10 protein-coding genes are annotated in these 14,294 nt (G+C 44.6%); 4 read left to right on the top strand and 6 right to left on the bottom strand.

All coding sequences use genetic code 11. The annotated features are described in order from the left end of the window. The 4 genes from ACXLDX_RS07530 to ACXLDX_RS07545 form a co-directional block, all read right to left on the bottom strand. The coding region (locus tag ACXLDX_RS07530; protein WP_457576574.1) for an N-acetylmuramoyl-L-alanine amidase at positions 1-1,541 on the bottom strand (1,541 nt) is incomplete at its 3' end. 648 nt (positions 1,542-2,189) lie between these two features. Then, positions 2,190-4,862: a DNA mismatch repair protein MutS gene (mutS, locus tag ACXLDX_RS07535; protein WP_457576575.1), complete on the bottom strand. Its 2,673-nt coding sequence runs from the start codon at positions 4,860-4,862 to the stop codon at positions 2,190-2,192. Between the two features lie 6 nt (positions 4,863-4,868). Further along, positions 4,869-5,405, bottom strand: a complete 537-nt coding sequence (locus ACXLDX_RS07540; RefSeq protein WP_457576576.1) for an HIT family protein — start codon at positions 5,403-5,405, stop codon at positions 4,869-4,871. Then, positions 5,392-5,886, bottom strand: a complete 495-nt coding sequence (locus tag ACXLDX_RS07545; RefSeq protein WP_457576577.1) for a metallophosphoesterase family protein — start codon at positions 5,884-5,886, stop codon at positions 5,392-5,394. The genes ACXLDX_RS07540 and ACXLDX_RS07545 overlap by 14 nt, the downstream gene beginning before the upstream one ends. Before the next feature lie 560 nt (positions 5,887-6,446). On the opposite strand from ACXLDX_RS07545, the gene efp reads away from it, so the two are divergent. The 4 genes from efp (at position 6,447) to ACXLDX_RS07565 (ending at position 10,748) form a co-directional block, all read left to right on the top strand. After that, positions 6,447-7,010: an elongation factor P gene (gene efp, locus ACXLDX_RS07550; RefSeq protein WP_457576578.1), complete on the top strand. Its 564-nt coding sequence runs from the start codon at positions 6,447-6,449 to the stop codon at positions 7,008-7,010. A gap of 5 nt (positions 7,011-7,015) precedes the next feature. Beyond that, positions 7,016-7,921 carry an EF-P lysine aminoacylase EpmA gene (gene epmA, locus ACXLDX_RS07555; protein WP_457576579.1) on the top strand — a complete coding sequence of 302 codons (906 nt, stop codon included), beginning with the start codon at positions 7,016-7,018 and terminating at the stop codon, positions 7,919-7,921. A gap of 236 nt (positions 7,922-8,157) precedes the next feature. After that, positions 8,158-9,762 carry a GumC family protein gene (locus ACXLDX_RS07560; RefSeq protein ID WP_457576580.1) on the top strand — a complete coding sequence of 535 codons (1,605 nt, stop codon included), beginning with the start codon at positions 8,158-8,160 and terminating at the stop codon, positions 9,760-9,762. A 20-nt stretch (positions 9,763-9,782) separates the two neighbouring features. Continuing rightward, positions 9,783-10,748 (top strand): ExeA family protein, encoded by a 966-nt coding sequence (locus ACXLDX_RS07565; protein WP_457576581.1) that lies wholly within the window; start codon positions 9,783-9,785, stop codon positions 10,746-10,748. 4 nt (positions 10,749-10,752) lie between these two features. On the opposite strand, the gene ACXLDX_RS07570 is transcribed toward ACXLDX_RS07565, so the two are convergent. Then, the gene (locus ACXLDX_RS07570; protein ID WP_457576582.1) at positions 10,753-12,531 is read right to left on the bottom strand and encodes a YgiQ family radical SAM protein; all 1,779 of its coding nucleotides are present in this window, start codon (positions 12,529-12,531) and stop codon (positions 10,753-10,755) included. 24 nt (positions 12,532-12,555) lie between these two features. Next, positions 12,556-13,986, bottom strand: coding sequence for a sodium:proton antiporter NhaD (gene nhaD / locus ACXLDX_RS07575; RefSeq protein ID WP_457576583.1), 1,431 nt, complete (start codon positions 13,984-13,986; stop codon positions 12,556-12,558). Between the last annotated feature and the right edge of the window lie 308 nt (positions 13,987-14,294).

The raw sequence follows: 14,294 nt of genomic DNA on the forward strand, positions 1-14,294 counted from the left end.
GTCAGTGAACCAAGGCGAAGCTGGGCCGAAGTGGCATTGACATACGACTTGATACCTGTTGAAATTTCCCTGGTGATCATATCAATGAATTTTGGATTCTGCAGGTTTTCTGCATCCTTTTTATTGCTTATAAAGGCAACTTCAAGCAGGATAGCCGGCATCTGGGCGCCGATTAAAACATAAAAAGGAGCCTGTTTTACTCCGAGGTTCCTGATACTCTCATACTGGTGGCTGTCTGGTTGAGCGTGACTGAGAATTGACTGGTGTACCTGCTGAGCCAGGCGGGAGGATTCGTTTATTTTCGAATTTTGCAGAATATCTGACAGGATGTCCTGCAGATCACTCATCTGGTGGGTCGAGGTGGCATTTTCCCTCGCTGCGACCCGCATGGCTTCAGCATTGGTGCTGAGATTGAGGTAATAAGTTTCAACTCCCCGAACCTTTGGTGAAGGATGAGCATTGATATGCAGGGAGATAAAGAGATCAGCTCCCTGGGTATTGGCAATGGCCGTGCGCTCTTCCAGGGGAATAAAGGTGTCGTCCGAGCGGGTAAGTATGACCTCACAGCCAAGATCTTTCTGCAGGATGGGAACAAGTCTTTTGGCGATATCAAGGACAATATCTTTTTCTTTCATGCCGTTGGCGATAGCCCCAGGGTCTTTTCCACCATGTCCCGGATCAAGAACAATTTTTCTGACTCCAAGGCCGAGCTGCTGGGCAAGAGAAAATGGTGACATGGAAGAGGTGGCTGTTACAGTAGTTCTTTGAACGGATTCTTCAGGGGCTTTTGCTTTAAAAGCGATTTTCTTATTGTCACGCAGGATCACAATATCGGGGTTTTCATTTTCTTTCTGTTGTGATATAACTCCGGCCTTTTCTGTTCTGGTCTGAGTTTTGGAGACCTGCTGTGCGGATTCTCCACGGACATCGATAACCACCCGGAAGGGATCAGGAAGACTGAAAATTTTATAACTGCCGATAGATTCAATATCAAGAACAACCCTGACAGTGTCGGTTGTGAACTGACCTGTGCGTATTTGACGCAGCAACCCGTCTTCGATTGGTACCGGTGCCCGATACTGGGGTTCGATATAACTCTGCTGAAAATCAAGATAAAGGCGCCTGGGCTTGTCATCCACTGCTTCGAGAAGTACGTCTTTATACGTTACAGGGCCGGAGGCCATGATAACAACCCTTGTATAGTTATCGGAGGACCAGTATTTGACGGGAAGGACATATTTAAGATTGTTCAGCCGTGAGGAGGTCACCATGATTTTCGGCAGAGGAATGGCAAAATCCTTGGACAGCAGTTTCAGCATGTTGGCGGCTTCGGGGTGCATATCGCCATTGGGATAATCTGTGACGATTTTTCTCAGATAATAAGCTGCTTTTTCAGGGTCATTTTTTTTCCTGAGAAATATGTTGCCAAGGGCAAAGAGCGCGTCATCCGCCAATCTGTGCTGGGAAAAAAGTCTCGCCGTATCCTTATAATAGGATATTGATTCCTCAAGGTCTATTCCCTTGGAAAACCTTTCATACATGCGAGTATATATCCGTCCAAGCATGAACAGACAGGCGGGAGCCAGCTGTGATTTTGGACTCGAAAGGTAAATTCGACGGAAGTTTCGTGTACCCTTCAGCCAGTTTTCCCGTGAAGATGAAAGAGACTTACTTGTCTGCAGTTCGTTGAAATAAAATTTGGCCTGATTATATCTCTTCTGAATTGAAGATGCCGTGGACGCGGTATCTGTCGCTGTCACGGATGAGGGCAGGAAGGAGAATACAAGGAACAGAAGAAAAGAAACGAGGCAGGGAATACGAGAGTACATGGGATGAAAATGTCCTTGTCTTGCTAGTGCCTGTCCATAGTTGGTCTTTTTGCCCGATATCTGCGTTGCCCGAAAAAATTTATCCTCGGAGGTAAGCGTAGACTCCGATATCGATTATATGGTTGCGGTAAAATTTCCAGTGCACCTTGATCTCGAACAAAAATCCTCATTTCTGGACAGACACTTGCTAACGGCATCAGTCAAATTTCAAGTCAACACAGGGGGCCCGGGAAGTTTTCTTATGATTCCTATACTATACAGGAAAGAAAAAAGGAAGGCAAAGTAATACGTTGTTTTTGCATGAAAAATTCTTTCAAACAGCTCTCAATACAGGATTGATTTTCGGAAAATAGAACCTTATCATGAGAGCGCTTTGTCGGCAAGTTGTTTTATTTCATAAAGAATATCAATAGCTTGTTTTGGTGAGATCTCATCGGGGTTGATGGTTTTCAGGAAGTCAAGCAGATGATTTTTCGGAGGAGGAAAAAGAGAGAGTTGGTCCGGGTGCTTTTTTCTGTTTTTCTGGAAGTGAACATCTGTGGTGGTGTCTTTTCCACTGTTCAAGTTGTCTTTCTCGATTTTTATGAGGATTTTTTCGGCACGTTTGACCACGTGATCGGGCACCCCGGCAAGAGCGGCCACCTGGATTCCATAACTGCGATTGGTGCCTCCCCGGGTCAGTTTGTGGAGAAAAAGAATAGTGTCCCGCCATTCCCTGACTTTGATGGAGAAATTCTGAACACGTTCGTGGGCCCTGGCTAGACCAATCAGTTCATGGTAATGAGTGGCAAAAAGAGTTTTTACGCCTTTGCCGTTTTTATTGACAAGTTCTTCTGCGACGGCCCAGGCAATGGAAAGACCGTCGTAGGTGGAGGTCCCTCTTCCGATTTCATCGAGGACAACAAGACTTCGTTCAGTGGCATTGTTGAGAATATTTGCTGTCTCGCTCATTTCGACCATAAATGTTGACTGCCCACGCCGAAGGTCATCCATGGCGCCAACCCGGGTGAAAATACGATCGACAATGCCGATAACCGCTTTTTCAGCGGGGACGTATGAACCCATCTGTGCCATAAGTACAATAAGAGCAGTTTGTCGGAGGATAGTGGATTTTCCGGCCATGTTGGGCCCGGTAATGATGAGAACTTCGTCGTGTGTCTGGTTCAGGGTAATATCATTGGGTACAAATTGACCAGAGTCCATTGATCGTTCGATTACGGGGTGGCGGCCCTCGGTTATTTCTATACTGTCTTCACTGTTTATTTTTGGCCTTCTGTAATTAAATAATTGAGCGGTTTCAGCGTTTGCCGCTAAGAAATCAATCTGTGCAAGTATCTTCGCAGTGGCCAGGATACGGCTGCTGCAGCTGACGAAATGTTCCCGGATAGTACAGAAGAGCTGGTATTCCAGTTCCACACGACGATCCTGGGCCCCGATGACCTTGTTTTCAAATTCTTTCAGTTCAGGGGTTATAAATCTCTCGGCATTGACCAGAGTCTGTTTGCGAATATAAGACTGGGGAACCCTGGAAGAATGAATCTTGCTCACTTCAATATAATAACCGAATACTTTGTTGAAGCCGATTTTCAGCTTGGCAATACCTGTAGCCTCCCGTTCTTTTGCCTCCAGGCCGAGTATCATTTTTTTACCGTCTCTTAGAATCGTCATCAGTTCATCCAGTTCTTCGTTGAAACCTTCACGGATGATATTTCCTTCACGAAGGGTGACGGGGGGATCCGGATGAATTGCCTTTTGCAGCAGTTCATGCAGGTCTTTTAATGTATCAAAGCCGGTATGGAGTTCTATCAGCCTGGTAGTGTCACATTGACCGAGAAGAGTGTGCAGCTCAGGAAGGTGTGCAAGAGAGTGTTTCATGGCTATAAGATCCCTGGCGTTACCTGTCCCAAGAATCATTCTGCTGTTCAATCTCTCCAGATCATATACTTGACCGAGAAGATCCCTGACTTTTTTGCGCAGGCCACTGTTTTTGAAAAAGTAAGTTACAGAATCAAGACGATCGTTGATCCGCTGAACATCCTGCAGGGGAAAGAGGAGGTTGTTTTTCATCAGTCTGGCCCCCATGGGTGTGCATGTCTGGTCAATAACAGAAAGCAGGGAACCCTGGCGTTCGCCTCCAATGATTGTCTGGGTCAGTTCCAGATTGCGTCTCGAGGAGTCGTCTATCTGCAGAATTGCTTCGGTATCAAGGGGGGTGAGTTTCTCGATATGATCTACTGAGGTTTTTTGAGTTTCAAGAACATAATCGAGCAGTGTGCCTGCGGCGATAACAGCAACAGTAAACTGACCACAGCCAAAGCCGTCAAGGGTGACGGTCCCGAAATGATTCAGCAGCAGGTCGCGACTGGATGAAAACTGATAAAGATCCGGTTCTCTTTCTGTAATACAGATGGATGGAAACCGGGTCTCAATACTCTGCATGAGAGAATTAATATGTTCTTTATTGTTGATATTTATAAGTATTTCTGTTGGAGCCAGGCATGAAATCTGGTCTATAACATCCCCATGACCGTTCTCTCTGAATTCGCCCGCAAGAAATTCGCCGGTGCTGACGTCAAGAAAAGCAAGGCCATAATGTGTTGCTTCACCTGCCGCCTTTGCGACAATGGAGCAGATATAATTATTGCTTTTATCATCCAGGAGCTGGTTTTCGGAAATGATTCCCGGGGAAATGATACGGACAACTTCCCGTTTTACAATTCCCTTTGCCTGGGCTGGATCTTCAACCTGTTCACATATGGCTATACGACGACCTTTCCTGACGAGCTTGGCCAGATAAGTCTGCAGGGCATGGTAGGGAATCCCACACATCGGCACCTGGACTGTATCACTTTTTTTGTTTCTGGAGGTCAAGGTTATTCCGAGAATTTTTGAAGCTTCCAACGCATCGTCGAAGAACATTTCGTAAAAATCGCCCATGCGGTAAAAGAGAATACAGTCCCTGTGCTGCTCTTTGATTTCCAGGTACTGCTGCAGCATGGGTGTGAGTTTTGTTTTATTTGTAATAGTTTTCATTTGTATTTATTTTTCTGAATTCGTGACGGATTCAGATATTTTGAGGAAATCCGGAAGCAGCCTGTCGAATGTGGCCTCAATATGTTCCGGTATAGTTCGTATTTCTCCCAGAACTGTCATGAAATTATGATCTCCGTTCCATCTGGGGACAATGTGATAATGCAGATGATCTGCAATTCCGGCTCCTGCCGCCGCCCCGATATTACACCCCACATTGAGACCGTCAGGCGAGAGGTTTTTTTTAATTATGAAGACTGAGCGTTTTATCATTTCCATGAGTTGAGCATTTTCGGAAAAAGTCAGTTCGGTAATGCAGGCCACATGTTTCACCGGGGCAACCAGAAGATGTCCGTTAGCATAGGGAAAACGGTTAAGAAGAACGATGACATTTTCCGTCCGTAGAAGGAGCAGACGGGATTTATCATTTGAAAATCCAGTACCGGGTTCAAAGATACACCCTTCTTCTTTCGGGATTCTGCCAGTCACATGATCCATGCGCCATGGTGTCCACAGGGTTTTCATGGTTCTATTACGGGAGTTCAAGAATTGACCCCCGCAGACCGTTTGGCTCAATGATCAGGAGACCATATGTGCCGGGGGCACCATACCTTCCGGTCGCCTGAAAACTACCGGGGTTGATGATGAGAGTTTTGCCGATGAGGTGACAGACCGGCTGATGAGTATGTCCATAGACGATGCAATCCACACCTGGAAAAAGATCCAGCATCCTCTCCTCGATATTGTGACGTGGACCGTAACCATGGCAGATTCCAATAGAAAATCCTTCAATCGTCACTTCCCGTTTTTCCGGAAGGTATTGCTGTGCCGTCAGGCTGCACATATTGCCATGGACGCCGTAAATGGTTTTTCCGGGGAAGGCGGAAAGAAGTGAAAGATCAGTGAGATCTCCGGCGTGAATGATGATGTCACAACCATTGAAGGCAACTGCACACTGCTTTTTGAATTCTTTCGTTGTCCGTGAAAGATGGGTGTCGGAAAGGATCCCTATTGTTGTCGATACCATGGGAGTTATCAGTCAATTTTCTCTTAAAGTTAATCAGTGAGGGGTTTTACAATTATTTCGGGTTTATCTCTAAATCCGTAACTCCTCACAGGGGTAGCAACTATGTGATTCTATTATCTCTGAACTGTAATTGTTCACAGGTGCCATAGAATCAGGCCTTGCCGGTTTATCCGGATCTTTGAGAGTTCAATGGTGATTCCTGTATAATACCTAAAACCTGCACTTCAGAAAATGAAAAAATGGATTTTTTATATCATCTCAGTATATTACATGATATAAATCCTGTAATTGACAGGAGCAATTGCTTGCCTGCAGCCGTCCTGGCTGCAGGCACCTTCGGCCAAGATCAGAATGGGACTTTCCTGAACCATCTTGCCCTTAAGTTAACGACATTGAGTAACAATTACCTTTTAGTTCTTGCGCAATGAAATCAAAGACAGGTATACTGAAATATTGCGATGGATCCACGCCTTCCATGTCAATTGTTCAGACTGGCCGGCAAAGTTGTTCCAGGAAGTTGTTTTGGAATAGTAAAAATAAACTCATTATGGAGATGTGAGATGTATAATGCCTCGGATTTACGAAAAGGTTTGAAATTACAGATAGATGGGAGCCCTTATATAATTATTGATTTTGAATTTTCAAAGCCCGGCAAGGGGCAGGCGTTGTACAGATGTAAAATGAGAAATATGATTTCCGGAAACCAGCTTGTGAAAACTTATCGTTCCAATGATAAATTTGAAAAAGCGGATCTTGAAGAACGCAAAATGCAGTTTCTGTACAGCCAGGGAGATGAATATCATTTCATGGATACGGAAAATTACGAACAGCTCTTTATCACCAGGGAACAGCTTGGAGATAATGTCAATTATCTTGTTGATAATATGGAGCTTGATGTCCTCTTTTTTGATGCAAAACCAATTGATGCCAGCCTGCCGATCTTTGTAAACCTGGAAGTGACCAAGGCGGATCCCTGGGCGAAAGGCGACACATCAGGAACTGATACAAAGCCGGTTACCGTTGAGACAGGTTACCAGCTCAATGTCCCACCATTTGTGGAGGAGGGTGATAAAATTCAGATTGATACACGTACCGGCCAGTATGTGACCAGAGTAAAAGAGTAGATATAATGCTGGATCGTACAGGTCTGCACCAGCGGAATATTCTCTTTCGGCTGCTCAGGACTTTTTTTTATGACCGTGGATTTCTTGAGGTGGACACTCCTGTGCGTCAGCCTGTTGTTATACCAGAAAATACCATAACACCAGTAGAGACTGAGGGCTGGTATCTCCAGACTTCTCCCGAGCTCTGCATGAAAAGATTACTGGCGGCCGGGAGTGGTAATATTTTCCAGATCTGTCCCTGTTTTCGCAAAGAGGAGTCCGGCAGACTGCACCTGGAAGAGTTCACAATGCTGGAATGGTATAGAATGGACGCAGATTATCACGATCTTATGGATGACTGCCGGGAATTATTAATTTTTCTGGTAACTCATTTTCCGGTTTCTTCAGGTGTCCAGGTGGCTGTGACGAAAGAAATTGATTTTACCAGGGATTGGCTGCGTTTAACTGTTGAGGAGGCATTTGATCAATTTTCACCCGTCAGCCTGTCTGAGGCTTTGAGTACAGGCTGTTTTGATGAAGTGCTGGTTGAGTCTGTTGAGCCGATGCTGGGAGTCGGGACACCGGCATTTCTGTATGATTATCCTTATGAACTGGGAACATTGGCAAAAAGCAGTGAGAGTAATCCGGAAATTGTCGAACGTTTTGAACTTTATATTGAGGGGATTGAATTTGCTAACGGGTTTTCGGAGCTTGCAGATGTGACTGAACAGAGGAAAAGATTTGAGCATGAGATGCAATTGATTCGTAAGGCTGGTGGCAGAGCGATTAAAATGCCTGAACGTTTTCTGGCGGATCTTCAAAATCTGGGAAAAGCCGCCGGCATTGCTCTCGGTGTTGACAGACTGTATATGCTGCTGTCAGGGAAAAAACATATTTCCGAGGCTGTTTCCTTTCATCCAGGTGATTTTTAATAAAAATCATAAAGTTGTTGTCCCTGTGGCCAGTTACAGGCATCGTGCAGGGAAATCCCTGTCAATTGGGGGGATAGTCTTTGTAATAATTTGAAAAATGATAGAGAATGGTCTATCTTTCAAAATGTAACCCACTTTTCCACATCATCGTATGCTTTCCAGGAAGTGTTGCAATATCAATCTGGATCATATTATACAATTAATGCGCAGTCCTTTATAAAAACATATAACAGCATATGGATTCTAAACAGAGCCTGAAAGTCAGGAAGTATCTGGATCTTTTTCTAAGAAAGAAATTCTTTATTATTATCATTCTGTTATTGAGTTTGCCTGCGGGATTGGGAGTATATCTGGTAACCCCTAAGGTTTACCAGGCTACAAGTCTCCTCAGTTATCAGAAGCAGAAGATCAGCCCTAACAAGATGTCTCCGGATATTGCCTCAAGAATTCGGGATGTTGTCAGTACTCTTACCCAGATTGTCACAAGCCGGACTAATCTTGAAGCACTTATTTCATCGTATAATCTCTATCAAAAAGAAAGAGAGAAACTGCCGATGGAAGATGTGGTGGAAATGATGCGGAATAAGATCGTGATCAGGCCGCAGAGCAGAGGGGATGTCTTTACAATTTCGTTTACCGGCAGTGATCCCGCAAAAGTAGTCAAGGTAACAAATGCTCTTGCCGCAAAATTTATAGAAGAAAATTTGAAATATCGCCAGGAAAGAGCTACTGAAACAACTTCTTATACCAGCGATGAGCTGCAGATGGCAAAGTTGGTAATGGACCGCAAGGAAAATGCCATGCGGGACTACAAACTAAAATATTATAACGAGATGCCGGAACAGAGGGAGACCAATGTTGCCAGGCTGAACGCACTTCAGGAACAATACCAAAATAAACAGGAGTCAATTCAGGATCTGGAGCGAACTCTTGTATTGATTCAGGATCAGTTGGGCAACAGGAAAAAGATGCTGGAAAATTTCAGTACTCTTGCTGTTCTTGATGGCAAGGGAAAACAGGGAGAGATCTCCAGCCTTGGTAACAGCATTCAGAAACTGGCAAAGATGAAGTTAGTGCTGGATCGACTGCTGATAAAATATACAGAAAAACATCCTGAAGTAAAGAGAATCAGAAAAATGATTGCCCGCCTTGAAAAAGAGGTGAAAGCACTGGGTGAAAAGGAAAATGGAGGTCTGCATGATTCCACACAAGATGGAATGAGTTTGTATAAGAAGAAAATAGCTTTTGATTCTGTCATTGTGCAGCTTGAGGCTCAGCGAAAAAATATAAAGCTGAATATCGCAGCCATCAAGAAAGAAAAGGATCAGTTGAAACAGAAAATTGAACAATATGAAAAATGGGTTGCCGCGGCTCCGGTCCGGGAAGCGGAATGGACTGCTCTTACCAGGGAATACAGTCAGTTGAAAAGACATTATGATTATCTTGTGTCCCAGAACCTGCAGGCCAAATCGATGTTGAATCTTGAGCGCAGACAGAAAGGAAGTCAGTTTAAAATTGAGGATCCCGCACGATATCCTGAGAAACCGATTAAGCCCAATTTCTTTATTATTATCGGAGGTGCATTATGCGCCGGGCTGGCACTGAGTTTTGGTGCGACTCTTTTGCTGGATTTTTTAGATACTACTTTCCGAGACGAAGACGAATTGGAAAATTATCTTGGGGTGCCTCTTATAACAGCTGTTCCCTATATTGAAACCAGCATGGAGAGGAGAAAAAACAGGTGGATTTTGATTATATCCTGTTTTTTCCTTGCAGGTTGTATTCTTGGTATTGCTGCACTCTTCTTCTATTTCTGGAAAAAAGGGTATATTGTTTTGTAAGAAATTCTGCAATCTCTGCTATGTATAAAACCCAATTTGGTCTGGCACGTGATCCTTTTGAACTGACCCCTGACTCAAATATGCTTTTTCTTGGAGAAACACACAAGGAAGCTCTTGGTGTACTGAAGCACGGTGTCATTTCCGATAAAGGATTTCTTCTTTTTACAGGAGAAGTTGGTACCGGCAAGACAACTCTTATCAATGTTCTTGCTAAAAATCTTAATAACCCCGGGTATCTATGCCTTATTTCCAATCCGACTCTGGATGTGGATGATTTTTTTTATTATTTTGCGGCTCAACTGGGACTTTTATTTGATGGGAACAGGGCCAGATTCCTTTGTCTTTTTGCAAAACTACTGGAAGAATGTAAAAAATCAGAGGGAAAGGTTCTGCTGATTATTGATGAGGCACACTCTCTGCCGACAGATCTTCTTGAGGAACTACTGCTGCTGGTTGACATGTCCTCTGAGATTGTTGGTGTTCTCAGTGTTTTTCTGGTTGGCCAGTCAGAACTTCTCGATCGTTTGGCAGAGAAACAACTGTCTTCTCTGAGCAGGCGGATTGCTGTACGTTATCATCTCAGACAGCTGAATGAACCCGATACTTTTCAATATGTTTTTTTTCGCTTGAAAATGGCAGGAGCAGGCGACAGAGATCTGTTTTCGGAGGAAGCGCTTCAACTGGTTTACAAGGCAACCAACGGAAACCCAAGATTGATCAATATATTATGTGATAATGCCTTGTTGTCTGCCTTTGCCAAAAGCAGTGTTTATGTCGATGGGAGTGTGATCAGAGAATGCGCTGGTCAGCTTTATCTTGAGGGTGACAGTGCTTTTTATCTTCCTCCGGTAAACAGCAATCGAAAAAAACTGGTTTTTGCCGGGATTGGAACTGTACTTTTATTGGAAATTATCGTGGGTGTCTATCTTTACAAAAGTGGTTTATGGAAACCTCTGCTGCAATTTGTTAGAGGGATCTTCCAGTAAGAGTCTACCGTGGTTTTTTCTTTCCAGCAGTTCCTGATCTGTTCAGATTGAAAGCCTGTTCTAAGATTTCACGTTCCCTGCGGCGTTCTTTCCCAGAGCGTGGGACAACAAGGTTTTTTTTTGTTTCCGGGTGGGTTTCTGCAACATAGACAGCGGTGGAAAGAGTGCCTGGTACAGGTGTGAAATCCTGGAATTTTCTTATTTTCAATCCCAGTTTTTTCATTTTTTGAGTCATTTTCCTTACTGCAGCTTCAGTGGAGCCCGGGTGGGAAATAATGATATAAGGTGTGAACAGCGTGGGTCTTCCGGTTTCTTTGCCGATCTGTCTGCATTTGGATATAAATTCACATAAAACTGAGTGTGATTCCTTGTGCATGAGTTCAAGTAACTCTTTTTCACTGTGTTCCGGGGCGATTTTCATGCTTCCCGGCGTATGGGACAGAATTATCTTTCTCAGCAGTTTGTCAGTTTTCAGCAGGAGCCCCATTCTCAATCCGGAAGAAATAAAAAGATGTTTTATCCCTTTGATTTCTGAAACCCTCTTGAGTAATTCAAGGAAACGTGATTCATCAGTCTGCAGATTCGGACAGACCCCGGGGTAGAGGCAATCCTTCTTCCTGCAGGAGCCGATAGCGCATGAGGTTCCATACAGGTTCGCGGTCGGTCCCCCGAGATCGCTGATGGTCCCCCTGAAGGACTTCATCTTGACGATTCTTTCGCATTCCCTGACTATGGATTCAATGGACCGTGAAATTATATCAGGTCCCTGGTGTCGGGTAATGGCACAGAATGAGCAGTTTCCTGAACATCCCCGGACAATAGTCACGGAGTGTTCAATCATTCTGTATGCAGGGATTTCAAGGGTTTCAGGGTGTGGTTTCCTGGTAAACGGCAACCCATAGAGACTATCAAGTTCGTGGGGTTTCAGTGGCGGGGATGGGGGATACTGGATGACCCAGTGGTTTTGCTGTTTTTGGAGAAGCGGCCTTGGCGAAGCACTTCGCAGGTGATTGTCAATTTCTTTTTCAGCATCCAGAAAGAGTTGTTTGTTGGCTGTAATTTGGGAAAGTGACGGAAGAATTGTCAGTTTTCTTGAGCTTTTTATTTCCATAGACGGAAAGTGTTCGGCAAGCTGCCTTTCCGTCAGTCTCAGGCATGTTCCTGAAATCCCGTGCAGATTCCTGCCTTTTTGGAGTCTTTGGGCGATTTCAAGAATTGCCTTTTCTCCCATACCGAAAACAAGGATATCAGCTTTTGCATCCGTGAGAAAGGAGCCTCTTATCCTGTTCTGTTTGTAATCGTAGTGAACAAAACGTCGAAGGGAGGCTTCAACACCACCCAGAACTATTGGTGTACCGCGATAGGTGGCCCTGGCAAGGCTGGTGTACACCAGTGTTGCCCGATCAGGCCGACGACGAACTTTTTTTTTGTTTATAGTCCTCCATGGATTACCGTTCGGGGAGTAGTCGTCATTATTTCTGACTTTGCCGTTCCCGGTGTAATTGGCAACGATGGAATCGAGGCATCCAGCTGTAATACCGCAGAAAAGTCCTGGTTGTGGAAAACAGCGAAAATCCCTGTCAGTATCTATGCGAGGCTGGGAAAGAATGGCGACCCTGAAACCCTGGCTTTCAAGAAGTCGACCGATAAGTGCGACACCAAAAGCCGGATGGTCAATGTAACTGTCACCTGTTACCAGGAGAATATCAAACCACGACCACCCCCTGTCCCTGCATTCCTTCCAGGAAACAGGCAGGGGACGGGGTTGCTGTTTTGAAGTCATTGTATGAAGTGCAGGAGATACGTTTTACTTAAAAACGTTCATCAGGTCTGCGTTGAAAACCATGTGGGTGGCAATGGATGCCGCATATCCAAGGGCTATGACCGGTGTCCATTTAAGATGGGCTCCAAAGGTATATGTGCCCCTGGCTGATCCCATCAGGGCCACTCCAGCAGCAGAGCCGATGGAGAGCAGGCTGCCCCCTACTCCAGCTGTCAGTGTAACAAGGAGCCACTGGCCATGGGACATGTGCGGGTTCATTGTCAATACTGCAAACATGACGGGAATATTATCAACAACTGCCGACAGAATTCCGACTATGACATTGGCCGTGGTCGCCCCCAGGCCGTGATAAAGAAAGGCGGAAACGGAGGCCAGATATCCAAACTGCGAGAGCCCGCCGACACAGAGGATTACGCCGTAAAAGAAGAGGAGAGTGTCCCATTCAGCCCTTGCCACTTTTTTAAAGAGATCAAAAGGGTCAGGTTTGGTGTGATATGTCTGGTGGGCAAGAGGATTATCATCAACATCGTAGTTTCGGTGTTCTTTCCTTTTCAGATAATAGGAGAAGAAACCTAGATACCCGAGGCCGAGCATCATACCAGCCGCCGGGGGGAGATGAAGGAAGTTGTGAAAAGAGACCGCAGTTGTGATGGTCAGGAGAAAGAGGAAGATAATTCGTTTTGCCCCGAGTTTCATCACATATTGATCTTTACCGGGTTTGGGTTGTTTTTTGGCGATGGCAAAATTCATGAAAATAGCAGGGACAAGCCAGTTGACCAGCGAGGGAAAGAAAATATCAAAAAATTCGTGGAACTTAACCATACCTTTCTGCCAGACCATGAGTGTTGTAATATCTCCAAAGGGGGAAAAGGCTCCACCGGCATTGGCACCAATAACAATATTGATGCAGGCAACAGCTATAAATTTCTTATCATTACCGCCAACAGCCATGACTACGGCTCCCATGAGCAGAGCTGTTGTCAGGTTATCAGCAACAGGAGAGATTAAAAATGCGAGAAGACCGGTGAGCCAGAAAACCACGCGCAATGAAAAACCACGGGAAATCAGCCATGAACGAAGAGCCTGGAAGACGTTTCTCTCATCCATTGCGTTGATATAGGTCATGGCAACAAGGAGAAAAAGAAAAAGTTCAGCATATTCCAGCAGGTTATGACGAATTGCCTCTTCCGCGGCGGTATGGTTGCCGAGACTGCTGAAAGTGATGGCTACAAAAATCCAGATTATCCCGGCAGCCAGAAGAACCGGTTTTGATTTTCTTAAGTGGAGTTGTTCTTCAAAAATAACAAGAACATAAGCACCAATAAAAAGAATAAGTGAAAAAATACCTAAGAATGATCCACCAAGCGCGGTTGTATCAATTGCTCCATGTGACTCGCCTGCAAATGCTCCGGTGGCGGAAATGAGGAAAAAAACTGCCAGCAACACTGTTTTCATTAGTAGAATTCCCGGATAAATATTGATATTGATTGTGAATAACTGCTGCAATTATAGCAGTAGAACGCAGCCATAGCAAGGAGAGTCATGATTAACCCGTATTTCTTATCAGTTCTGGTGAGACATGATTTTGCTCTGTTTACAGAGGAGAGCGGTGCAACCCTGAATCCTGTATTTCAGAAAATGAAAAAATGAATCAAAGTATTATTTCAATACTTGATTATCCATGAAACTCAGCCAAATTGTGGATGTGCCTGTTTTATCAGGCTAGCCTACGGTCAAAAATCACTGGAAATCTCAATTGATAA

This window comes from Desulfomarina sp. (genome assembly GCF_054039375.1).